The following is a 23,495-nucleotide window of genomic DNA, read 5'->3' as shown; positions in this document are numbered from 1 at the left end:
AAAGGAGAGTATATATGGCAACTAAAGAAGAAATCGCAAAGGGACTTTTATCCATCAAGGCAGTATTTTTAAAGCCGGACGACCCTTTCACCTGGGCATCGGGCATCAAATCACCTATCTACTGTGATAACCGTCTGGTTCTCAGCTACCCTGAGGTCCGCACTCTTATAGAAGATGCTATCGCTGAGAAGGTAAAGGAGCTTTATCCTGAGGCAGAAGCACTTGAGGGTACAAGTACAGCAGGAATCGCTCATGCTGCCATAGCTGCAGATAAGCTGGGACTTCCTATGGGATATGTCAGAGGATCAGCCAAGGATCACGGCCGTAAGAATCAGATCGAGGGCCGCCTTGAGAAGGGAGAGAAGGTGGTTGTTATTGAGGATCTTATCTCTACAGGCGGATCGGTTCTTGATTGTGTAAATCCTCTCCGTGAGGCAGGCGCCGATGTTCTCGGTATCATTTCCATCTTCACCTACGGTATGCAGAAGGGTATCGACAGACTGAAGGAGGCAGACATTGAAAATACTTCTCTTTGTGATCTCGATACACTTGTAAAGGTGGCGGTTCAGGAGAACTACATTAAGCCTGAGGATGAGGCAAAGCTTCTTAAGTTCCGTGATAACCCGTCTGACGAGTCATGGAGAAACTGACATCCCATGTCCCTCATGAACAGGTTCAATAGTAATAACACAGTTTAATAAAGAAATGAATGGTCACAGGTTTACAGACTGAGTTTTCAATATGTCACCGAGAGTGTTCGGGCATGCTTGAAACGGTTTTAGTAACAGACCATCAAAAGTAAGGAGAAGAATTATGGAGACAAATGCCAGAAGCATTATCAATATTCTGGATCTTTCTGTTGATGAGATTGAACATCTTATGGATCTGGCCGATGACATCGAGAAGAACCCGGAAAAGTATCAGGATCGCTGCGCACACAAACAGCTGGCTACACTCTTTTATGAACCTTCCACAAGAACCAGACTAAGCTTTGAGTCTGCAATGCTTGGTCTCGGCGGACAGGTTCTTGGATTTGCGGGGGCAGCAAGCTCCAGTGCTTCAAAGGGTGAGTCGGTGGCAGATACAATATCCGTAATGTCCAACTATGTAGATATCATGGTTATGCGTCATCCTAAGGAGGGTGCACCTGTAGTTGCGTCAATGCATACCGCTGTACCTTTCATCAATGCCGGAGACGGTGGACACTTCCATCCTACACAGACTCTTGCGGACCTCCTGACCATCAGAAGAACAAGGGGATCTCTCAGCGGAATCACACTGGGACTCTGCGGAGACCTGAAGTTCGGAAGAACCGTTCATTCACTTATAGATGCCATGCTCCGCTATCCTGACAACAAGTACATACTTATCTCTCCCAAGGAGCTCCGTATTCCGGAGTATGAGCTTGATAAGCTGAAGGAGGCAGGAGTAGAGTTCGAGGAGACAAAGTCTCTTGAAGATGCCATACCTAAGCTTGATATCCTCTATATGACCAGAGTGCAGAAGGAGCGTTTCTTCAACGAAGAGGATTACCTCCGTCTGAAGGATACTTATATCCTCACTCCGGAAAAGCTTCAGAATGCAAAGAGCGATATGGCCATACTTCATCCGCTTCCGAGAGTAAATGAGATTTCAGTGGCTGTTGACAAGGACCCGAGAGCTAAATATTTCTATCAGACACTCTGCGGAAAGCAGATGAGAATGGCTCTGATACTGTATTTACTTGGACTTGATAAATAAACCTTTGAAATAGGAGCATAAATATGAATGTAGATGGAATCGAAAACGGCATCGTACTTGATCACATAAAAGCCGGAAAGGCTATGCTGGTTTATAAATATCTTCACCTCGATAAGCTTGGCTCTCAGGTGGCGCTTATTCAGAACTGTACTTCTCATGTAATGGGAAAGAAGGACATAGTGAAGATCTCCGAGGATCTGGACATTGACCTTGATGTTCTCGGATATATAGATCCGGGCATCACTGTAAACTATATTAAGGATGGAAAACGTGTTGAAAAGAAGACCCTTTCTCTTCCTGAGACTCTGACCAATGTTTTAAAGTGTAAGAATCCCCGCTGTATCACCTCTGTGGAGCAGGAGCTTCCCCAGGTATTCAAGATCGTTGACCGCACAAAGGCACTTTACCGCTGCGTTTACTGTGACACTATAGTCAGAAGTGAAGAACTGAACTGAGACATTTGAAAAATCCGCCGTACTGGAGATGAACATTCATTTTCAGCATGGCGGATTTTCGCGATAAGGAGGTCGTGCGATGCTTTGCCCGCACGGAAAGACATTTGGTAGTTCGATTGAGACTGGATTTTCAGAAGAGCCAGAGGGGGTCTATTTAAGACTGTAAAGCAGAAGCGAGAAAAATCAGAATAGGGTCACTTAGTGGCTCTTGGTTCCCTTTACCTTAGCACCCTCGCCAAGTCAGAGTTTTCATCAAGAAAACTCTGGCATTGGCGAGGGCCTACTGCCGCTTAGGGGTATGATTTTTGATTTTTACGACGCAGGCGACTCCCATATAAATGGATGCCCCCGGCTCGGACCTGCTTACGTGCCTGCAGGAGGGTTCGGTTTGACTTTGACGCTTTTTCAAACTAAACTAAATTGATTGTAAAGAGTGCATTTCAGAAAGAGGAAATATGGGAAATATAGAGAAAAAGTACAAAGGTCTTGTGGCGTTTGATCTTGATCATACACTGCTTGACCATAACACCTGGAAGATAACGCCTTCAGCAATGGAGAGTATCGAAAAACTGAAGGAAAACGGATATCTGGTGGCCATAGCATCGGGAAGGGATATGAAGAACAGAACCTCCATAGAGTATCTCAGAGAGGTGAATCCCCATGCCCTTATTCATATGAACGGTACCATGGTGGAGCTTTGCGATGATATCCTTATGGATCACCGAATGGATAAAGAGCTTCTTGAGAGAGTGCTGGAGTTCTGCGAGAAACATGAGATGCCTATAGGTGTCCATATAGATGATGTGGATTATTTCGTATGCCCTGAAAAGGTGCTCTATTTTGACAAGGTTTATTTCAAAACGGATATGCACAGAAACTTTGACGATCCGAAGAAGCTTTTAAAGCTTCCTGTCAGATCCCTTGCCTACTATGGCGAAAGGGCAGGTGGTAAGGAACTTCAGTATGCTTTCCCGAAGCTTAATGTCATGATGTTTTCAAAGGAATACGGCGCTGATGTGGTGGAAGCCGAGTACAGCAAGGCTGAAGGCATCAAACATCTCTGTGAGCATTTCGGCATAGGACTTTCGGATACCTATGCTTTCGGTGACAGCTCCAATGATGTGGAGATGCTGGAGAAGGTTCATGTGGGTATCGCCATGGGCAATGCTGTTCCCGAGGCAAAAGAGGCGGCGGATTATATCACCGATGACATAGACAGGGATGGAATCAAAAATGCCCTTGTTCACTTTGGACTTATCTCTTGATGACATGCTCCGTCTTAATCAAGGTATATTCCATGAGAATCTGCCGTACGAAGAACCTGACGGAAGGATATAATGTAGTTTTTTTACATTCATTAAAATAATAAGACCGGACAGCCCGGCATTCATAAATGGAAGATTCGGGATGAAATTTCCTGAATTACAGAAGGAGAAACTAAATGAATTTACAGCTTGATAAACTTCGTTTGGAAATGAATAAGAGAGGCATAGATGTATATCTTGTACCAACCGACGATTTTCACCAGAGTGAATATGTTGGAGATTACTTCAGGGCTATACATTATCTTTCCGGATTTACGGGAGAAGGTAATCTTGTGGTAACCAAAGATACTGCGGCTCTTTTTACTGACGGAAGATATTTTATCCAGGCAGAGAAGGAGCTTTCGGGAAAAGATGTGGAGCTCATGAAGATGGGAGAGCCGGGAGTGCCTTCCCTTGATGATTATCTCATTGAAAAGACAGATGAAGGCGGAAGCCTGGGATTTGACGGAAGATGTGTGGATTTTCAGCATGGCAATTTCCTTCAGAACAGACTTTCAAAAAAGAAGGCTTCAGTTCATGCGGGAACTGATCTTGTGGGACTTATCTGGGAAGGGAGACCTTCGCTTTCTGAATCAAAGGTATGGATACTCGGTGAAAAGTTCACCGGAAAGAGCGCCCGGGATAAGCTCAGTGATCTGAGAAACTATATGAAAGAACAGGATGCTGACACACATATCGTCACAAGTCTTGATGACATAGCCTGGATACTTAACTTAAGAGGCGATGATATTCCATGCAACCCTGTTTTCCTTTCCTATCTTATGATTGATATGGATGGGGCCAGACTCTATGCCAACAGGAAGGATTTCGATGAAGAGACATTGGCATATCTTACAGAGCTCGAAGTGGAACTTTTGGATTATGACAGTTTCTATGAGGACGTTAAGGCATTAAGAAACAGGACGGTGCTTCTGGAAAAGGCAAGAACAAATTTTGAGACCATTTCCGATATCGATTCATCCAATAATGTAATAGACGAGATGCTGCCAAGCTCACTCTGGAAGTCCCGCAAGAATCAGGTTGAGATAGATAACATGAAGAGGGCTCACATCAAGGACGGTGTTGCCATTACAAACTATCTCTATTTTATGAAGCACGCCTTTGATAAGGATGGAATGCTTACTGAGGAGGCAAAGGAGCTTCTTGGTGAAGCGGAGATAAATGAGTGGAACACAGCCGCTGTGCTTGAAAACTTCAGAAAGGAGCAGGAGGGCTATATAGAGCCAAGCTTCACCACCATTTCTGCCTACGGTGAAAATGCTGCCCTTCCTCACTATGCTCCGACTGCTGAGAGTTTCTCAAAGATTGAACCTAAGGGACTTTATCTCGTGGATTCAGGCGGACAGTATCCGGAGGGAACAACGGACATAACGAGAACCATAGCTATGGGACCTATCACAGATGAGGAACGTAAGCATTATACTATGGTACTTATGGCTCATCTTCGCCTCGGGGATGTGAAGTTCCTTCAGGGGTCTTCCGGAATAACCCTTGACCTTGCGGCAAGAGAGGTGTTCTGGAGAGAGGGCATGAATTTTAATCACGGAACAGGCCATGGAGTAGGCTTCTGCCTCAACGTCCATGAGAGACCCAATGCTATCCGTTACCGTAAGGCACCGGGACGCATGGAGGATATGGCTCTTTCGGAAGGCAACATAACCTCAGACGAGCCGGGCCTCTATATAGAGGGGAGTCATGGTATCCGTACCGAAAACCTGACTCTCGTTAAGAAGTGGCAGACCAATGATTACGGAACCTTCTTCTGTTTCGAGTTTATCACCATGGCGCCCTACGATCTTGATGCCATAGACTTAAGCCTCATGGAAAAGAGAGATATAGAACTGCTCAATGCCTACCACAGGGAAGTTTATGAGAAGCTTTCACCGTATTTCGAAGGGGAGAAGCTAGAGTGGCTTAAGATGGCTACAAGAGAGGTATAACAGGGATGGAAAAGGATGCACTTTACTACCGTTTTCCTTACGTGAAGGAATTTGATGCGACAGTCACATCATGTGAGGAAAAGGACGGACTGTATCAGGTGGAACTTGATGCCCATGGCTTTTATCCTGAAGGCGGTGGCCAGGCGGCGGATCACGGAATGATCGGTGATGCTGTGGTGTGCGATGTTCAGGAGGAGGCTCTGAAGGATCCTGCAACAGGAGAAAAGCTGATGGATGAAAGGGGCAATGTTTCCGTCCGTATCCTTCACACTGTCGACAGAGCTCTGGAAGCCGGAAAAGCTTATCACTGCAGTATAGACTGGGAAAGACGAATGAGAAATTCCCGGAATCACAGCGGTGAGCATATAGTCTCCGGTCTTGTTCATAAGCATTATGGTTATAACAATGTGGGCTTTCATATGAGCGATGTCATGACCATCGACTTTGACGGAGTTCTTACATGGGAGCAGCTCATGAAGATAGAAGAAGAGGCTAATGAGGTTGTGCTTGCAAACAGAGCTGTTAATCAGCTCTGGCCTTCGGAAGCAGAACTTATGGAGACGGATTTCCGTTCCAAGAAAGCACTTAAGGGAGATGTGAGGCTGGTGGATCTTGGAGGAGCTGATCTCTGCGCCTGCTGCGGCACCCATGTGATGACCACAGGAGAAATAGGTCTTATCAAGATTCTGTCTGTTCTCGGACATAAGGGTGGAGTCAGAGTGGAGCTTTTCTGCGGAAAGGATGCCCTTAAGGACTACAGAAACAAACATAATGATCTGCTTGAACTGTCCCACATGCTTTCCTTTGCGCCCTCCGAGGTGAAGGAGGCAGTGAGACAGCATATGGAGGAGAGCTTTAAAAAGGACAGGCGGATAGCTGAACTGAATCAGAGATACTATGCCATGAAGGCAGAGACTCTGAAGGATTTTTCAGGAGTCCTTTTTGATGTGGAAGAGGGTATGAACAATGTGGAACTCAGAAAGTGCTGTGACTATTTCATGAAGCATACAAAGGCAAAGGTGGTAGGAATTTTCGGCCTTAAGGATGTGGATAGTTCCCAGGATTCCGGGACTTCCTCATGGAACTATGTCATAGGGTCGGAAACTGAGGATGTACGAAGCCGGGCAAAGGAGTTCAATGCTCTTGTAAACGGCCGGGGAGGCGGACAGAAGGAGATGATTCAGGGAAGTGCCGAAAGCACTGAAGAAAATCTCAGGAAAGCCATGGAAGACATCTTTGGATAAATGATGGTACATTATTGTATTGCACGGCACCTTCTGTATGTTATAATATTCGGGTGTTTTGTAACGCGGTGTTATAGACTTACTCAATAGGAGAAAAAACATGATTAGAATTGGTTTACTTGGATATGGCAACCTTTCCCGTGGAATCGAGAGTGCCATTAAGCGTAACGAAGACGAAAAGCTGGTTGCAGTTTTTACACGTCGTGATCCGTCTGCAGTAAAGATCAACACAGAAGGTGTTAAGGTTGACACTGTTGACAATATTCTCGAGTATAAAGACCAGATCGATGTTTTGATGATATGCGGCGGTTCTGCTACAGATCTTCCAAAGCAGACACCGGAGTATGCAAAGTATTTTAATGTTATCGACAGTTTCGATACACATCCCAAGGTTCCTCAGCATTTTGCCGCAGTTGATGCTGCTGCAAAGGAGGGCGGTAAGCTTGCCATGATTTCCTGCGGATGGGATCCGGGTATGTTCTCTATTGCAAGAATCTATGCGGAGTCGGTTCTTCCTGCAGGAAAGCATTATACATTCTGGGGAAAGGGAGTTTCCCAGGGACACAGTGATGCCGCAAGAAGAGTTCCCGGTGTAAAGGATGCACGTTCATACACTCTTCCTGTCGGGGAGGCCATGGATGCGGTAAGAAGCGGCAAACAGCCGGAGTTCACTGCAAGAGAGATGCATAAGAGAGAGGTATTTGTGGTTCTTGAAGAGGGCGCTGATGCTGCAAAGGTTGAGAATACCATAAAGACCATGCCTGACTACTATGCGGATTATGATGTTACCATTCACTTCATTTCTGAAGAGGAAATGAAGCGTGATCATGCAGAGCTTCCACATGGAGGATTTGTTATGAGATCCGGCGTTACAGGAGATGAGGGTCAGCATCATGAGCTTATCGAATACAGCCTGAAGCTTGATTCAAATCCTGAATTCACAGGTTCAGTTCTTGCAGCTTATGGAAGAGCAGTTTACCGTATGGCAAATAAGGGCGAGACCGGCTGCATTACGGTATTTGATGTGGCTCCGAAGTATCTCAATCCGAAATCGGAGGAAGAGCAGAGACATACTCTTCTGTAAGGAAAAATCTTAAAAGTATTTATATGGCTTGAATGCCTTAGGCCTGTCCGGTGGCGGAGGGGTAAATGCCGGGGCATTTAAGCTGTATTTTTACTTTTTCAAACGGGTAATTCTATATGAATAGTTATTTTAAAAAGCATGCTGCAGCGATAGCGGCTGCTGCAGTTCTGTCTGTGTCGATGGCGTCAGGAGTGATGGCTGAGGAAAATTCTGTCACGACTTATGTGACCTCTGCTGCAGAAGCTGCTTCTTCAGTGGATTATTCAGAGGTGACAAAACAGCTTGCACTGTACTATCAGACAACGGCAGAGCTGTTCAGATCCGTGGGACAGCCTGTTCCTGCTGATATTCTTTCCGGACTTGCCGCTTACGGCAATGTTGATGTTTCAGCGTACCTGAGTGCTGCGGCGGATGCATTGGACTCTGCATCAGAAGCGGTAAGCGCTGCAGCAGCTGCCGGCAGCAGCAACACGTCAAAAGCAGATTCTGTCATGTGGATGGATCAGGAGGACGGTACGTCTCTTTTTTATAAGTGTGATCCTTCCACGGGTGAAGCAAAGCTTTATGAAGGCTGGTATACGGATGATTCCGGCGCGAAATATTATTTTGAAAAGGGTAAACCGGCTTCCGGATGGGTGATAGATGACGGAAAGTTCTATCATCTTGATATGACGACAGGCGTGCTTGCCACTTCAAAGAAGGTTGGAAACTTTTATGTGGGAGAAGACGGTGCCGCCCTTATGGACACAACTGCACCGGATGGTACAAGTCTTGCCTACAACGGTTCATGTATGATTTCAAAAAAACCGATAGAGGAACTTGATCATAAGACCTATATCTATCGTGAACTGCTGGTTAAGGATCCTGATCTTTATGCGGAGTTTTCTGCCAGATCATCAGGAAGCTATCAGATCATGCCTGAAAATGAAAACGGCTTTGCGTGGTATACTTATGCCAGCATGCGTCTTTATGAGCGCAAGGAAGACGGTTCCATCGGAAAGAAGGTATATGAAGGGGATGGCTGCTTCAGAAGAGATGCGTCCATTGAGTTTTTGAACAATGATGGTACAGTCAGCACCATGAGACCGTCAGCCATCGTTGGGTCAGGACATGAAACATGGATGGCAGAGCATATCCATATCGATCCGGCAGGATTTATTACTTATTCAGAAATAAAAAAGGATGATTAAAGGCGGCTTTTGCCGCCGGTCTCCGAGAAACAGTAAAAGGAAATAATTATGACATTACAGCAGTTAAAGCAGGTTATCGCTGTAGCTGACTGCGGCTCCATGAACGAAGCTGCAAAGCATCTGTTTATCACACAGCCTTCATTGTCCGCTGCCATTAAAGAACTGGAAAAAGAGATAGGTCTGGAAATATTCCTGAGATCCAATCGAGGTATAGTTATCACCGCGGAGGGAGAAGAATTCCTCGGATATGCAAGACAGATCGTTGAGCAGTATCAGCTCATGGAGGATAAATATGTTAATGTGGGAACCCGTAAAAAGAAGTTTGCGGTTTCCATGCAGCACTATACATTTGCTGTTGAGGCGTTTATTCACCTTGCCAGAGAATTCGGAATGGATACTTACGAGTTTGCGGTGAAGGAAACAAAGACCATCGAAGTTATAAACGACGTGAAGAATCAGACTTCGGAGGTGGGTGTAATATACATGAATGATTTTAACAGTAAGGTCATCGGCAAAATATTAAGAGAAGATTCTCTTGAATTTGTTCCGCTGTTCGACTGTAATATTTATGTATTTATGAGCAAGAGCAATCCTATGGCGAAGAAGGATCTCATCACCATGGAGGATCTGAGACATTATCCCTGCCTAAGCTTCTATCAGGGGGAACATAATTCTTTCTATTTTGCCGAAGAGGTTCTCAGTACCTATGATTACAAACAGATCATAAAGTGCGATGACAGGGCTACGGCTCTCAATCTCATGGTGGGATTGAATGGATACACTCTTTGCTCCGGTATCATCTGTCAGGAGCTTAACGGTCTTGAATACACCACAGTTAAGCTTGATACATCAGAGAAGATGACCATAGGCTATATTAAGAAAAAGAAGATTCCTCTCAGTGAACTGGGAGAGCGTTATGTTGCGGAGCTGAAAAAGTATGAGGCTCATGCAGTATAGGTAGGAGACCATTATGGATAGAGATATGATAATGATCATTGCCGCTGTTTCTGCGGTAGTGGCTGTAATAATCGGTTACAGCATTTACAGATCCATCAAGCGTAAAAATGCTGACAAGCTTTCCATGAAGATTGCCGAGGATGACAAGCTTCATATCACTCTGGATAACAAGGCTGATATGGAAGAGGTGGCCCGGATCATTTTGGCAGGTCTTGGAGGCAGCGAAAATGTACAGAGTGTTGATCACGACGGTGCCCGTCTCAAGATACAGATAAATGAGTACGGGGCTGTGGATGAGAAGAAAATCAGATCTGCCAAGGTAGGCGGAGTTCTGAGACCGAGTAAGACAGCTGTTCATATCATCATCGGCTCTGAGGTTCTGCCTGTAGAGGCTGAGCTTAAAAAGCTGATGAATCCGGTGGCCTGACAGAGAAGTATCCGCTTCAAGGGATAAACAGAATATATGTGAATTTAAAGCCTGTAGTTTTCGGAATATCATGAAAACTTCGGGCTTTTTTATTGTTTTATAAGACATAACCACAGGTTATTCAACGACCATTTAATCCCCCTGGTTGCTTGATTTTATAGGGTGAGTTTTATATAATTAGTACGCTAAAGACCGAAGTCTACCCATTTTTCGGTTTTAATAAATGTTTAAGGAGAAAAGGCGCTGATGTTTAAAAAAGTTGATACAAACATGAACTTCGTAGAGCGCGAGAATGAGGTTGAGGAGTTCTGGAGACAGAATCATATCTTTGAAGACTCCATCAAGGAGCATGAGGGAGATCCTTCTTACGTATTCTACGACGGTCCTCCAACCGCAAATGGAAAACCTCACATCGGACATGTTGAGACCCGTGCTTTCAAGGACATGATCCCAAGATTTCATGCTATGAAAGGTGCCATGGTTCCGAGAAAGGCCGGCTGGGATACCCACGGTCTTCCTGTAGAGCTTGAGGTTGAGAAATCAATCGGAATCAATGGTAAGGAACAGATTGAAAAGTATGGAGTTGCGCCTTTTATTGATTTATGTAAAGAGAACGTCTGGAAGTACAAGGGTATGTGGGAGGATTTCTCCTATAAGGTAGGCTTCTGGGCAGATATGGATGACCCGTATGTTACCTATCATGATGATTTTATCGAGTCAGAGTGGTGGGCCCTTAAGGAGATCTGGAAGAAGGGCCTTCTCTATGAGGGCTTCAAGGTAGTACCTTACTGCCCCAGATGCGGAACACCTCTTTCCAGCCACGAAGTAGCACAGGGCTATAAGGAGCTCAATGAGCGTTCTGCCATAGTACGTTTCAAGGCAAAGGATAAGGATTTCTATTTCCTTGCATGGACAACTACACCATGGACACTTCCATCCAATACCGCACTCTGCGTAAACCCTGATCTTGAGTACTCAAAGGTTAAGGCTGCGGACGGATATACTTATATCATGGCATCATCACTGCTTGATAAGGTTCTTTCTCCTCTTGCAAAAGAAGGTGAGAAGGCTTATGAGGTTCTTGAGACCTATAAGGGAACTGACCTTGAGGGAATCGATTACGAGCCGCTGTATCAGTGCGCAGCTGATGTGGCCGCAAAGCAGCACAAGAGAGCTCACTACGTAGTATCTGATGCATACGTAACCGCTGAAGATGGTACAGGTATCGTTCACCAGGCTCCTGCCTTCGGTGAGGATGACGCCCGTGTAGGCCGTGAGCATGATATGCCTCTCGTAAAGTTTGTTGATGAGAGCGGATGTATGACAGCAGAGACTCCTTTTGCAGGAATGCGCTGCAAGCCTACAGAGAAGGAAATCGCTGCAGGTGCTGTGAGCTGTGATCCTGAGGTACTGAAGGATCTTTCCGCAAGAAAGCTTCTTTTCGATGCGCCTAAGTTCACTCACTCATATCCCCACTGCTGGAGATGTGACACACCGCTCATTTATTACGCAAGAGAATCATGGTTCATCAAGATGAGCGCCGTTAAGGATGACCTCGTAAAGAATAATGCCACAGTCAAGTGGTATCCCGAGACCATCGGTTCAGGCCGTTTCGGTGCATGGATTGAGAATGTTCAGGACTGGGGCCTCTCACGTAACCGTTACTGGGGTACTCCTCTCAATATCTGGGTATGTAAGGACTGCGGTGAGAAGCATGCAATCGGTTCTATTCAGGAACTCAGAGAGATGGCATACAACTATGAGGATGTTCTCGCTGAGTTAAAGGCTTCAGGTAAGGAAGGCTACAGCTCGGATTATGTTGGATATGAGCATATAGAGCTTCATAAGCCTTATGTGGACAAGCTCACATGTAAGTGTCCTAAGTGCGGCGGCGACATGAAGAGAGTGCCTGAGGTTATCGACTGCTGGTTCGATTCAGGAGCTATGCCGTACGCTCAGCATCATTATCCGTTTGAGAACAAGGAGCTTTTCGAGGCTCAGTTCCCGGCTCAGTTCATTTGTGAGGCCGTGGATCAGACAAGAGGCTGGTTCTATTCACTGCTTGCAGAGAGCACTATCCTCTTTAACAAGGCTCCTTATGAGAACGTACTTGTCCTCGGACATGTTCAGGATGAGAACGGACAGAAGATGAGTAAGTCAAAGGGCAATGCAGTTGATCCTATGGATGCCCTTAAGAAACACGGCGCCGACGCTATCCGCTGGTTCTTCTATACAAACTCTGCACCATGGCTTCCCAACAGATTCCATGACAAGGCAGTTGTTGAGGGACAGCGTAAGTTCCTTTCTACATTGTGGAATACATACGCGTTCTTCGTACTTTATGCGAACATTGACAATTTTGACCCGACTAAGTATTCACTTGAGTATGACAAACTGGGAGTTATGGATAAGTGGCTCCTCAGCAAGCTGAATTCTGTTGTAAAGGCTGTTGATGAAAACCTTTCAAACTTCAGAATTCCTGAGGCTGCTAATGCCATGCAGGAATTTGCCGATGATATGTCTAACTGGTACGTTCGCCGTTCAAGAGAGCGTTTCTGGGCAAAGGGAATGGAGCAGGACAAGATCAATGCATATATGACCTTATATACAACTCTTGTTACCTTCTCTAAGGCTGCGGCTCCGATGGTACCTTTCATCACAGAGTCCATCTATCGTAATCTTGTTTGCTCAGTGGATCCGGCTGCAAAGAAGTCAGTTCATCTGTGTGATTTCCCGTCAGCCGATGAATCAATGATCGATCTTTCACTTGAGTCAAGCATGGATAAGGTTCTTAAGATAGTTATTCTCGGTCGTGCAGCAAGAAATACTGCAGCTGTAAAGAATCGTCAGCCTATCGGAAATATGTATGTCAAGTCTGAGACAGAACTTGACAGGTATTTCGTAAGCATCATTGAGGACGAGCTCAATGTTAAGAACGTGAACTTCCAGGATGATCTCAGAAAGTTCACTTCATATACATTCAAGCCACAGCTCAAGACTGTGGGACCTAAATACGGAAAGCATCTCAATGCTATCCGTACATATCTTACAGAGGTAGACGGATCTACAGCTATGGATGAACTTGAAACAGAGGGAGTACTCAAGTTCAATGTAGACGGTGATACAGAGGTAGAGCTTACAAAGGATGACCTTCTCATCGATGTGGCAGAGAAGGACGGATTTGTTACAGAAGAAGACAATGCGCTTACTGTAGTGCTCGACACAAACCTTACACCTGAGCTTATAGAAGAGGGATTTGTAAGAGAGATCATTTCCAAGATTCAGACCATGCGTAAAGAGGCCGGATTCGAAGTTATGGATCATATCAAGGTGTATGTAAAGGATAATAACAAGATGGCCGACCTCATGAGAAACAATGAGGAAGAGATCATTCGTATAGTTATGGCTGATACTATTGTTTACAATATGTCTCAGGGCTATGAAAAGGCATGGGACATCAACGGTGAGAATCTTACTCTTGCTGTTGAAAAAGTCTGACCTGTTACATTCGGTTCCAATATGCAGTCACCCTGCAGCTGAAAGGCTGCAGGAGCTGCCTTAGTGATAAGAAAGGAAAAGGATAGAGTAGTGGAGAAGTTTGATAAGGAATTATTCAAAAAAGAAGTTGAAAGCAGTGCCCGTAAGCTGTATCGAAGATCCCTGAAGGATCTCAGCACCAAGGAAGCTTTTTTTGCGGTTGCCTATGCTGTTCAGGACACCATCATCGATGACTGGATGGCAACACAGAAAACGACTGAGAAAAAAGACACAAAGAGAGTTTATTATCTTTCCATGGAATTCCTGATGGGAAGAGCTCTTGGAAACAACATTATCAATTTAAGCTGCCGTGAAGGTATACAGGAAGCTCTTAAAGAGTTAAAGCTTGATCTTAACGCTATCGAGAATGAGGAGCCTGACTGGGCTCTCGGTAACGGTGGTTTGGGAAGACTTGCAGCATGTTTCCTTGATTCCCTTGCTACTCTGGGATATTGGGCATGCGGCTGCGGCATTCGTTATAAGTACGGTATGTTCAAGCAGCAGATCGTTGACGGTTACCAGAAGGAAGTTCCTGATGACTGGTTAAAGGATGGAAACCCCTTTGAGCTTCGTCGTGCAGAGCTTTCCAAAGAAGTTAAATTCGGCGGATGGGTAGAATCCGTTAATGAAAACGGCAAGCTTCGTTTCGTTCAGAAGGGATATCAGTCTGTGATCGCCATTCCTTACGACACACCTGTAGTGGGCTACAACAATCATGTTGTTGATACACTTCGTGTATGGGATGCAAAGGCGAAGGATACATTCCGCCTTGACGAGTTTGACAAGGGTAATTACGAGGCTGCTGTTGAAAATGAGAACATGGCCAGAAACATAGTTGAAGTTCTTTATCCGAACGACAACCACTATGCAGGTAAGGAGCTTCGTCTCCGTCAGCAGTATTTCTTCATTTCCGCATCTGTACAGACTGCGGTTAAGGAATATGCTGATAAGCATGACGGCGATGTTAAGCATCTTTATGAGAAGGTTGCTTTCCAGCTTAATGATACACATCCTACAGTTGCAGTGGCAGAGCTTATGAGAGTCCTTATGGATGATTATGATCTTTCATGGGATGAGGCATGGGATATAACTGTTAAGACCTGTGCATATACAAACCACACAATTATGGCTGAGGCTCTTGAGAAATGGCCTATTGAGCTCTTCTCAAAGCTTCTCCCGCGTATTTATCAGATAGTTGAAGAAATCAACCGCAGATTCTGTGAGGAAATACGGCATAAATATCCGGACAATGCAGAATACAAGATTTCCAAGATGGCTATCATTTATGACGGTCAGGTAAAGATGGCTCACCTTGCCATCGTTGGCGGACATGCGGTAAACGGTGTTGCACAGCTTCACACAGAGATTCTGAAGAAGGAGACTCTCAGGGATTTCTATGAGATGTATCCGGAAAAGTTCTCAAGCAAGACCAACGGTATCACACAGAGAAGATGGCTGCTTCATGCAAACCCTGAGCTGGCTGCATGGATTTCCGACAAAATCGGCGACGGCTGGATAACAGACCTTACTAAGATCAGTAAGCTTGCGGTATATGCAGACGATGAAAAGTGTCAGGCTGAGTTTATGGCTATCAAACGTCATAACAAGGAGCGTCTTGCAAAGTATATACTTGAGCATAACGGTATAGAGGTATCAACGGATGCCATCTTTGATGTCATGGTCAAGAGACTGCACGAGTACAAGAGACAGCTCATGAACATACTTCATGTTATGTATGTTTACAATCAGCTGAAGGATCATCCGAATATGGAGTTCCATCCTCACGTATACATCTTCGGCGCCAAGGCTGCGGCAGGTTATAAGACTGCAAAGCTTACCATAAAGCTCATCAACAATGTGGCCAAGGTCATCAACAACGATGAGTCAATAAACGGAAAGATCAAGGTAGTATTCATAGAAGACTACAGAGTATCCAATGCAGAGATCATCATTCCTGCGGCAGATATTTCCGAGCAGATCTCAACTGCATCCAAGGAGGCTTCAGGAACATCCAATATGAAGCTTATGCTGAATGGTGCTCTGACTCTCGGAACTATGGATGGTGCCAATGTTGAGATAGTGAAGGAAGTAGGAGAGGAGCATGCATTTACCTTTGGTATGAGCTCTGATGAGGTTATCGCCCTTGAGCATAGCCGTCAGTACAATCCTATGGAATTCTTCAACAACAATCAGGAGATCAGAAGAGTCCTTATGCAGCTTGTTAACGGCTTCTACAGCCCTGATAACCCTGAGCTGTTCCGCCCGCTTTATAATTCACTCCTTAATACAATAGAGTCGGATGTTGCGGACCGCTATTTCATCCTGAAGGATTTTGCTTCTTATGACGAAGCTCAGAGAAGGGCATGTGAAAAGTATGAGGATGAATCCTGGTGGGCAAAGGCAGGTATCCTGAATACTGCTCATGCCGGAAAATTCTCTTCAGACCGTACCATCGAAGAGTACGTTAAGGAAATATGGGGACTTGAGAAAATCAAGGTTAAGGTGTAAAGTCAGCTGATTTTGCACATGAGACAGAAAAGATATAAATGAAAAAAGCGAGGAACACATTCCGAATGTGTTCCTCGTTTTTTGCCTTGAAGTATCGTGACCCGGTTATGATGCCTGCTAAAAAATGCGATTTGTAATTTTATGATTCAGATAAAGGGACCATGCCGGCAGGAAAATTCAGACCAGAAAATAGATTATACGTTCCCTCTCCTTATATCCGAGATGCTGATAGAGCCTGTAAGCTATATGATTACTGTCGGAAACCTGAAGAAGTATCTTCTTATAGGGGCCTTTCTTCTCATAGTTTTCTACCGATTCCATAAGTTTCCGGCCGTGTCCCCGGCCCAGATACTTGTCATATACCAGAAGACCGTAAAGATAAAGAGTATCGCTGTTGTACCCGGAGAGATATACTTCCCCGAAACGGTTGCACAAGCTGTCACCGGGATCCGCAATGGAACGGGCCAGTTCTTTTTCCATGAAAAGTTCATCGTAAAGGTGAACAGCACTAATAGCGCACAGGGTTTCATAGGTATCAGGGAAAATAAAAGGGACAGCTGACTTGATCATTTGTTCGTCAGGAGCCCTGCCATAGTCAGTTTCCCCGGCAGCTGCCTCATGGCCCAGGCAAATATCGTGATCCCCGGAGTCTGATTCAAAAGAGATGTGTTCATACTCAGGATCATCAAAGCCGTACAATGGGCTTTTGATCATGAATCTGATTCGATAATTACGGAAGTCATCCTTCAGACTGTTATAACAGGTTGAAAAAAATCCTATCCTTCTCATTGCGGGATGTGTAAAGGCCTCCACTTCCAGGACCTGCTTTCCATCTATGGTCTCTCCCAGAAGATAACCTGAGAGAACAGCAAAGAGTTCGGAGTTAAGACCGCTTTCTTCCTTGTCATCGTTTCTTATAATGTAATAAAAATCCCCATCCAGGTCGGTATCGTAGTTGGTATGATCTGCATGGTTACATTCCTCTACCAGTTCCCTTACTGCGGAACGGTCATTTTCACTTAATTCTTTATATAATTCTGCTTCCATGGCAGTGATTATATCAAACTTGCTATCAAAATACCATTATGTTAAAATACATTGAATCAATATGTGATAATGATTTTATTTTTTTGGAATTTGACAGATCAGACTGTTGATTATAGAGGAATTCAGATAATTATGACAGGAGATAATATGGAAAAGATTTATAAAACTATGCGTTATACAGGAGCAGGATCCATTGCTGTTGGAGTCATTTTACTTGTGACCGGAATTGTGGTGGGAGTAATCTCCATTGTAAACGGAACCCTTCTTTTAAAGAGAAAGAATGAACTGACATTCTGAGATGGCTAAACTAAGGACGAGGAACCAGAAGATAGGTTGGGTGCTGTTTGTACTATATCTGATGGCACTTCTTTATCTCATGTTCTTCTCCGAGATGGAGCAGAGAGGATTTGGTGCAAAATCAGACTATACCTACAATCTCAAACCTTTTTTGGAAATAAGAAGGTATTTGTTTTTTGGAAAACAGATAGGCTTAAGAGGCGTGCTGCTGAACTTATACGGCAATATCATCGGTTTTATGCCCTTTGGCTTTATACTGGGAGTTATCAGCCTAAGGTGCAGGGCTCACTGGTACAATGCTGTGATCTGTACATATCTTTTAAGCTATGGCATAGAGATGGTGCAGCTTATAACCAGAGCCGGGAGCTGTGATGTGGATGATATCATCCTGAATACTCTGGGCGGAGCACTGGGGTATCTTGTTTTCAGGTATGTCCTTCATAAAAGGACCATGAGATATGTGCGTTTTGCTGAGAAAAGACAAAGATACAGAGGTTTTTAGTGGCAAAGAAGAAACGATTTAACTATTTAAGAAGGAAGCTGGCAGAGGGTACCTGGTTCAGAATCATTATCACCATCTTATCATTTGCGCTTCTGGTTTCCTGCATTACTGCATCCACCATGATGAAGGGGCAGGGAGCATTATACATAGGGGCTCTCGGGCTGATGTCTGTTATATATGCTGCTTACGCGGTTCTTGATATGATACCTCGTGTCAGGGATCCGGAAAAAAATTACCTTCCGTCGCGTATAGCCGGTTTCACATCAGGATTTATCCTGATTATATGGATATGCCTGATAGTCATTGGTTTTTTGAAGTTATCCTGAGGTACTATGGAACGATATTATGATGCTATAGAGCGCATCAGACAAATCCCGGAAGAAAAGGCTGTGCCGGAAACTTTCCGGGATTATTTCATGGTTTGCGCTGAATTTATATTAAAACTGAATGATTTCATTGAAGAAACAAAGGATAAGGATCTGTCACTTATTGTGTTTTCTGAAAATGAAGAAGGAAAGAGACTGCAGGGAAGGCTTCGTGAGTGGAACAGGATTCTTTACAGTGATATGGCAGAGGGTTATGAGAATTCATATCTCAATCCTCAGTACAGTGAAAAGAGACTGTCTCCTTTTGGCGGTATGCTTTCGGTGCTTCTTATGGAGATTGAATGTCTGATACCTGCGGCGTATGAAAAGAATCTTTCAGATATAACTGCTGTTCTTGAAACATTCATTCAGATTTACTGCATGTTTGAATCAGGCTGCAGCGGGTATTGCGGGAAAAGGCAGGAACAGTCACTTCCTGATGTTAAGGCTGTGAAGGATGTTCTTTATTCCTATGCTTTTGACTACTCATGGGATTTTATTCATCAGCAGATGACGGGACAGTATATCCCGGATGGTTCCTATACAAGAAGCGTCCTGCTTAATCATGACTTTAAGACTGCTGAAGATATCTATCTGTTCGGATGCTATGTTTCGGATACTGCTTTAAAGACAGCTGAATTTGTTGCTTCCCTTCCGGATACAGAGATAGACCGCATGGCCTATACCTGGTATAAAGGCTTTAAGGATGGATTCATGATACAGGGAAAGCCCTACGAAAAGAAATCCCTGATCGAATTCAGATATCAGATGGGTTATGAGCGTGTGTTGAAGCGTACTGCTGAATACTTTAAGGAAGACGGTTATGATTTCACCCTTCCAAGAAGATCGGGACACTTTATCACAAGAAGTCCCAAGGGGGCAGGAAGCCTTTATGAGAGTCCCAACAGGCAGATGGACTATGATCACAGTTATGATCTTTCTCTTGTTATGGGAGATCGTATCGCATCCCGCATGATTGAGGAAACGGAACAGATATTCCGCTCTTTTGGAGATGAAATAAAGCGATATGCCGGACCTGTGGTTATGGAAGGATTCGGTGAGCCTGATTTTGAACCCAGGGAAAAGGAGGAGCGTCTCCGTTTTACAGAGCATCAGAAAGAAGTGTACGGAGGCTATAGGAATGACCTTCAGCTTTTGGTTCACAGATTCATACTTGAGGAGGAGAGGTCCTTTACCATTATCGCATGGCCCCTTCCTTCCATAGGAGAGGATTTTGAAAAGATACTTCATGAGACTGTGAAGATAAACACCATGTCCAGTGAAGCTTATATGCCTGTACAGTCAAAAATCATAGATGCTCTTGACAAAGCAAGCTTCGTCAGAGTTAAGGGAAAAGGCAATGATACAGACATGACAGTTATGCTTCACAAACTGGAGAATCCCGAAAAGCAGTCTAATTTCGAAAACTGTCTTTCTGATGTGAACATTCCTTTGGGAGAAGTTTTTACTTCGCCTGTGCTTAAGGGGACAACGGGAGTTCTTAATGTGAAGTCGGTTTTTATCGAAGGACTTCAGTTTAAGAATCTGAGATTAGAGTTCAGGGACGGACGGGTTACAGATTACAGCTGTGACAATTTTGAAAGTCCTGAAGCATCAAAGGCACTTATACGAAGAGTCATTTTCGGTGAAAAAGAGAATCTTCCCATAGGTGAGTTTGCCATAGGCACCAATACTATCGCCTATAAAATGATAGAAAAGTACAGGCTCGGTTCAAAGATGCCCATACTTATAGCTGAAAAGACAGGCCCCCATTTTGCGGTGGGGGACACTTGCTACTCATTCATGGAGGATATGAAGCTGTTCAATCCTGACGGGAAGGAACTTATAGCCAAGGAAAATGAGTGCTCATCCTTGAGAAGGACATCACCTGAAAAGGCTTATTTTGCAGTTCATACGGATATAACCATTCCGTACAACGAACTTGATTCCATAGTTGCCGTTACAGAGAGGGGACAGGAGATTTCTATCATCTCAGACGGCAGATTTGTACTTGAAGGTACGGAGGTTTTAAATGCTCCACTTGAGGATAGATGATTTTGATCTGAGAGCTGTTGCGGAGTCCGGACAATGCTTTCGTATGACAGAGCTGGGCAGCCTGAAACCTGGCTATCCCGTATATAAGGTCATAGCTTCCGGAAGATGTCTGCTTATTTCGGGAGATCCGCAGGGAGACGAACATTCATTTCTTGCAGGCTGTACTGAATCTGAATGGGATGATTTCTATAAAGACTACTTTGACCTGAACAGGGACTACAGCATTTACAGGAATTATGCGGATGAAAAGGACAGTTTCCTTCAGAGATGCATGGATTACGGAAAAGGCATAAGGATACTTAATCAGGATCCATGGGAGATGCTCATAAGCTTTATTATTTCCCAGAGGAAATCTGTCCCTGCCATACGTACAACAGTGGAAAGACTGTGCGCCCTGTCAGGAGAAGAGAAAAAACTTGACTGCACTGTGTGGCATGAACTTAATCCTGCGCTGCCGGAAAGTATAGTTTATTATCCTTTCCCCGATGCGGAGACATTGGCAAAGTACGGCCCGGAGGAAATCAATTCTACAGGCACGGGTTATCGTACCGGCTATATCATGGAGGCAGCAAGAAAGGCCTCAACAGGTGAACTTGGTCTTTGCGGACTTCAAAAGCTTTCCGATGAAGAACTTCTGGAAAAACTTCTGGAGCTGCAGGGCGTGGGAATAAAGGTTGCCAGCTGTACGGCTCTGTTTGGATTTCACAGACTTTCCTTATGCCCTGAGGATGTCTGGATGAAGAGGGTTAAAGAGCAGCATTACTCCGGTGAGTGGCCGGAGAGCTATAGGCCGGTGCTTGGTGTGCTTCAGCAGTATATGTTTTATTATGCGAGACTTGAGCATGAGAAGGACCAAATAAAAATTAAGAACTAAAAGAGAGAACTGATGACTACAGAAAATCACGGACGAGTGCGATATGTTACTGCGGTCCTCACACTGACTTTTTTAATACTGAGTATATTTAATCCCTGCACAGCTGTGACAGCTTATGCTGCCTGGAATTTTCCGGGTACCGAACTTGTTGCCGAAGCCGGAATAGTCATGGATGCGGATACCGGTGCTGTGTTATTCCAGAAGAATGCGCATAACAGGGAGTATCCTGCATCTATAACGAAGGTCCTCACTGCTCTGGTGGTACTCGATAACTGTGAGCTTACGGAGAACGTTACATTTTCACATGATGATGTATACAATGTTGACGCCGGCTCCTCCAATGCCCAGATAGATGAGGGGGATGTCCTTACAGTAGAAGACTGCCTTCATGCTTTGCTTCTTAAATCAGCAAACGAAGCGGCCAATGCACTTGCCTGTCATGTTGCGGGATCAAGGGAAGCTTTCGCGGAACTTATGAACAAGAAGGCTCAGAGTCTTGGATGTACTGATAGTCATTTTACGAATCCTTCCGGTCTTTTTAATGAAAATCATTATACAAGTGCCTATGATATGGCACTTATAGGAATGGCCGCCATGAAAAATGAAGCCTTTATGGAGATAGACTCTCATTTGTCATACAAGCTGGGGCCAACTGCCAGAAATCCTGAAGGACATACGGTGTATATGGAGCATAAGATGCTGAGAAATGACACCGGATATTCCGATAAGAGAGTGGTGGCGGGAAAGACGGGGTATACCAGAGATTCAGGCAATACACTCATTACCATGGCATCTGAAAATGACAGACACCTGGTGGCTGTTGTTCTGAAGGATAAGAATCCTTCCCACTATACTGATACAAAGGCACTTTTGGATCTGGGATTTTACAGCACGGAAAAACAGCTTCTGGATCCGGCTCTTTTTAACACAGAGGATATAAAGAACCGTCTTATAGCGGACACCATAGTTGATGAGAGCTGCAATGCATCAGATCTTTCTGTTAAACAGGATATGTTTATTTCTTTACCGGTGGGTTCCACTCAGGAAGGACTCGGCTACAGGCTGAACTATAATCTTCCGGATACGGTGGGTATGGGAACCATAGCAGAAATAGAGTATCAGGCAGACGGGATCACTGTCGGAAGATACTATCTTGAAAAGGAACAGACGGTGGCTGTCGCCACCACTCCGGAGGAAACGGCAGCGGAAGAGACAAAGGAGACAAAGGTGGTTTCCTCTATGGATGTAAAAACCCTGGGAAAGACCATAGGAATCATTCTAGGGATCGGAGTGCTCTGCACCGGAATCATCATTGGCATAAAAAATGCCAGGGATTCAAGGGAACTTGACAGACGTATGAAAGAGAGAAGGGCAGAGCGTCTCAAGGATATAAACATATCCGAGGAAGAGTTTATGTCTGTTCTTGCGAACAGAAGAGAAATCCGTCCGAAAACTCATAATACATCACATACAAAAAGACAGAACCACTATGAATATACTAACGGAAGACGGAATGTGAGCAGAGGCCGTCACGAACAGAGACAATGAAGTGTTATGACAGACATAACTTATTACGACATCGGGCTTCATTGACAATCAGATACGAAGACATTATATTTTGAATTAAGAGCAGCAAGGGAGCTGTCGCGAAAGCGGCAGCTTCCTTTTTTTGCGATATGGGTTTCAAGCGGACTCTGTGCCTGCACGAGAGGACATTTGAAACCCAACGCGAAATCGAGTAGGATTTTTTCCTGCTCGATTGTTATATATGATATAACCCGTTGTTCTTGTATTTTTTTTCTATCAAACTTTAGGTAATAATTGGGCCTTAAATATATTGAAATTATTGCTAAAAGTGATAGAATAAAGCAAAAGTGTTTGCGATACAAATACAATTGTATTACGCAGACGGACATTTTAAATGAGAATGTACGATAGGATTACATTC

19 protein-coding genes are annotated in these 23,495 nt (G+C 44.4%); 18 read left to right on the top strand and 1 reads right to left on the bottom strand.

Features of this window, described 5'->3' with window-relative positions; translation table 11 throughout:
- Window positions 1-14 precede the first annotated feature (14 nt).
- The 12 genes from pyrE to T515_RS07830 all read left to right on the top strand — a co-directional run bounded on the left by pyrE (window position 15) and on the right by T515_RS07830 (window position 16,407).
- Complete coding sequence (gene pyrE, locus T515_RS07885) at window positions 15-650, top strand: orotate phosphoribosyltransferase (protein WP_036609545.1); 636 nt, start codon at window positions 15-17, stop codon at window positions 648-650.
- A 163-nt stretch (window positions 651-813) separates the two neighbouring features.
- Window positions 814-1,740 (top strand): aspartate carbamoyltransferase, encoded by a 927-nt coding sequence (gene pyrB / locus T515_RS07880; RefSeq protein WP_036609542.1) that lies wholly within the window; start codon window positions 814-816, stop codon window positions 1,738-1,740.
- 23 nt (window positions 1,741-1,763) lie between these two features.
- Window positions 1,764-2,195, top strand: a complete 432-nt coding sequence (locus T515_RS07875) for an aspartate carbamoyltransferase regulatory subunit (protein WP_036609540.1) — start codon at window positions 1,764-1,766, stop codon at window positions 2,193-2,195.
- A gap of 455 nt (window positions 2,196-2,650) precedes the next feature.
- A complete protein-coding gene (locus tag T515_RS07870) occupies window positions 2,651-3,460 on the top strand; it encodes a Cof-type HAD-IIB family hydrolase (protein ID WP_036609537.1) in 810 nt (269 codons plus the stop codon).
- A 176-nt stretch (window positions 3,461-3,636) separates the two neighbouring features.
- Window positions 3,637-5,460 (top strand): aminopeptidase P family protein, encoded by a 1,824-nt coding sequence (locus T515_RS07865; protein WP_036609536.1) that lies wholly within the window; start codon window positions 3,637-3,639, stop codon window positions 5,458-5,460.
- Between the two features lie 5 nt (window positions 5,461-5,465).
- Window positions 5,466-6,704, top strand: a complete 1,239-nt coding sequence (locus T515_RS07860; protein ID WP_036609534.1) for an alanyl-tRNA editing protein — start codon at window positions 5,466-5,468, stop codon at window positions 6,702-6,704.
- Between the two features lie 100 nt (window positions 6,705-6,804).
- Entirely contained in the window at window positions 6,805-7,788 is a 984-nt protein-coding gene (locus T515_RS07855) for a diaminopimelate dehydrogenase (protein ID WP_036609532.1), read from the top strand.
- Window positions 7,789-7,904: 116 nt separating this feature from the next.
- Window positions 7,905-8,978 carry a hypothetical protein gene (locus T515_RS07850; protein WP_036609530.1) on the top strand — a complete coding sequence of 358 codons (1,074 nt, stop codon included), beginning with the start codon at window positions 7,905-7,907 and terminating at the stop codon, window positions 8,976-8,978.
- Window positions 8,979-9,026: 48 nt separating this feature from the next.
- Complete coding sequence (locus T515_RS07845; RefSeq protein WP_036609528.1) at window positions 9,027-9,935, top strand: LysR family transcriptional regulator; 909 nt, start codon at window positions 9,027-9,029, stop codon at window positions 9,933-9,935.
- A 13-nt stretch (window positions 9,936-9,948) separates the two neighbouring features.
- The gene (locus T515_RS07840) at window positions 9,949-10,362 is read left to right on the top strand and encodes a PTS transporter subunit EIIB (RefSeq protein WP_036609526.1); all 414 of its coding nucleotides are present in this window, start codon (window positions 9,949-9,951) and stop codon (window positions 10,360-10,362) included.
- Window positions 10,363-10,608: 246 nt separating this feature from the next.
- Window positions 10,609-13,860: an isoleucine--tRNA ligase gene (ileS, locus tag T515_RS07835; RefSeq protein ID WP_036609524.1), complete on the top strand. Its 3,252-nt coding sequence runs from the start codon at window positions 10,609-10,611 to the stop codon at window positions 13,858-13,860.
- 90 nt (window positions 13,861-13,950) lie between these two features.
- Window positions 13,951-16,407 (top strand): glycogen/starch/alpha-glucan phosphorylase, encoded by a 2,457-nt coding sequence (locus T515_RS07830; protein ID WP_036609598.1) that lies wholly within the window; start codon window positions 13,951-13,953, stop codon window positions 16,405-16,407.
- A 177-nt stretch (window positions 16,408-16,584) separates the two neighbouring features.
- On the opposite strand, the gene T515_RS16570 is transcribed toward T515_RS07830, so the two are convergent.
- Complete coding sequence (locus tag T515_RS16570; protein WP_051671558.1) at window positions 16,585-17,454, bottom strand: GNAT family N-acetyltransferase; 870 nt, start codon at window positions 17,452-17,454, stop codon at window positions 16,585-16,587.
- Window positions 17,455-17,601: 147 nt separating this feature from the next.
- On the opposite strand from T515_RS16570, the gene T515_RS17580 reads away from it, so the two are divergent.
- Genes T515_RS17580 through T515_RS07795 form a run of 6 tightly spaced genes read left to right on the top strand, consistent with a single transcriptional unit; the run spans window position 17,602 to window position 23,095 of the window.
- Window positions 17,602-17,751 (top strand): hypothetical protein, encoded by a 150-nt coding sequence (locus tag T515_RS17580; RefSeq protein WP_036609523.1) that lies wholly within the window; start codon window positions 17,602-17,604, stop codon window positions 17,749-17,751.
- A gap of 1 nt (window position 17,752) precedes the next feature.
- Window positions 17,753-18,253, top strand: a complete 501-nt coding sequence (locus T515_RS07815) for a VanZ family protein (RefSeq protein WP_036609521.1) — start codon at window positions 17,753-17,755, stop codon at window positions 18,251-18,253.
- On the top strand, window positions 18,253-18,579 hold the full coding sequence (locus T515_RS07810) for a hypothetical protein (protein ID WP_036609519.1): 327 nt from the start codon (window positions 18,253-18,255) through the stop codon (window positions 18,577-18,579). The genes T515_RS07815 and T515_RS07810 overlap by 1 nt, the downstream gene beginning before the upstream one ends.
- A gap of 6 nt (window positions 18,580-18,585) precedes the next feature.
- Window positions 18,586-20,673, top strand: coding sequence for an aminopeptidase (locus T515_RS07805; RefSeq protein WP_036609517.1), 2,088 nt, complete (start codon window positions 18,586-18,588; stop codon window positions 20,671-20,673).
- Window positions 20,651-21,547 (top strand): DNA-3-methyladenine glycosylase family protein, encoded by an 897-nt coding sequence (locus T515_RS07800; RefSeq protein WP_036609515.1) that lies wholly within the window; start codon window positions 20,651-20,653, stop codon window positions 21,545-21,547. The genes T515_RS07805 and T515_RS07800 overlap by 23 nt, the downstream gene beginning before the upstream one ends.
- A 12-nt stretch (window positions 21,548-21,559) precedes the next feature.
- The gene (locus tag T515_RS07795) at window positions 21,560-23,095 is read left to right on the top strand and encodes a D-alanyl-D-alanine carboxypeptidase family protein (RefSeq protein WP_081832725.1); all 1,536 of its coding nucleotides are present in this window, start codon (window positions 21,560-21,562) and stop codon (window positions 23,093-23,095) included.
- Window positions 23,096-23,495: the final 400 nt, after the last annotated feature.

It is taken from the genome of Oribacterium sp. P6A1, from assembly GCF_000702885.1.
Taxonomy (GTDB): domain Bacteria; phylum Bacillota; class Clostridia; order Lachnospirales; family Lachnospiraceae; genus Oribacterium.
The sequence above is the reverse complement of the archived record's forward strand: the minus strand, read 5'-3'. Positions and strand labels throughout refer to the sequence as shown.

Excerpts from the sequence above, each read along its gene's own strand:
- pyrE (WP_036609545.1), top strand. The coding sequence starts at position 15 with ATGGCAACTAAAGAAGAAATCGCAAAGGGACTTTTATCCATCAAGGCA.
- pyrB (WP_036609542.1), top strand. The coding sequence starts at position 814 with ATGGAGACAAATGCCAGAAGCATTATCAATATTCTGGATCTTTCTGTT.
- T515_RS07875 (WP_036609540.1), top strand. The coding sequence starts at position 1,764 with ATGAATGTAGATGGAATCGAAAACGGCATCGTACTTGATCACATAAAA.
- T515_RS07870 (WP_036609537.1), top strand. The coding sequence starts at position 2,651 with ATGGGAAATATAGAGAAAAAGTACAAAGGTCTTGTGGCGTTTGATCTT.
- T515_RS07865 (WP_036609536.1), top strand. The coding sequence starts at position 3,637 with ATGAATTTACAGCTTGATAAACTTCGTTTGGAAATGAATAAGAGAGGC.
- T515_RS07860 (WP_036609534.1), top strand. The coding sequence starts at position 5,466 with ATGGAAAAGGATGCACTTTACTACCGTTTTCCTTACGTGAAGGAATTT.
- T515_RS07855 (WP_036609532.1), top strand. The coding sequence starts at position 6,805 with ATGATTAGAATTGGTTTACTTGGATATGGCAACCTTTCCCGTGGAATC.
- T515_RS07850 (WP_036609530.1), top strand. The coding sequence starts at position 7,905 with ATGAATAGTTATTTTAAAAAGCATGCTGCAGCGATAGCGGCTGCTGCA.
- T515_RS07845 (WP_036609528.1), top strand. The coding sequence starts at position 9,027 with ATGACATTACAGCAGTTAAAGCAGGTTATCGCTGTAGCTGACTGCGGC.
- T515_RS07840 (WP_036609526.1), top strand. The coding sequence starts at position 9,949 with ATGGATAGAGATATGATAATGATCATTGCCGCTGTTTCTGCGGTAGTG.
- ileS (WP_036609524.1), top strand. The coding sequence starts at position 10,609 with ATGTTTAAAAAAGTTGATACAAACATGAACTTCGTAGAGCGCGAGAAT.
- T515_RS16570 (WP_051671558.1), bottom strand. The coding sequence starts at position 17,454 with ATGGAAGCAGAATTATATAAAGAATTAAGTGAAAATGACCGTTCCGCA.
- T515_RS17580 (WP_036609523.1), top strand. The coding sequence starts at position 17,602 with ATGGAAAAGATTTATAAAACTATGCGTTATACAGGAGCAGGATCCATT.
- T515_RS07815 (WP_036609521.1), top strand. The coding sequence starts at position 17,753 with ATGGCTAAACTAAGGACGAGGAACCAGAAGATAGGTTGGGTGCTGTTT.
- T515_RS07805 (WP_036609517.1), top strand. The coding sequence starts at position 18,586 with ATGGAACGATATTATGATGCTATAGAGCGCATCAGACAAATCCCGGAA.
- T515_RS07800 (WP_036609515.1), top strand. The coding sequence starts at position 20,651 with ATGCTCCACTTGAGGATAGATGATTTTGATCTGAGAGCTGTTGCGGAG.
- T515_RS07795 (WP_081832725.1), top strand. The coding sequence starts at position 21,560 with ATGACTACAGAAAATCACGGACGAGTGCGATATGTTACTGCGGTCCTC.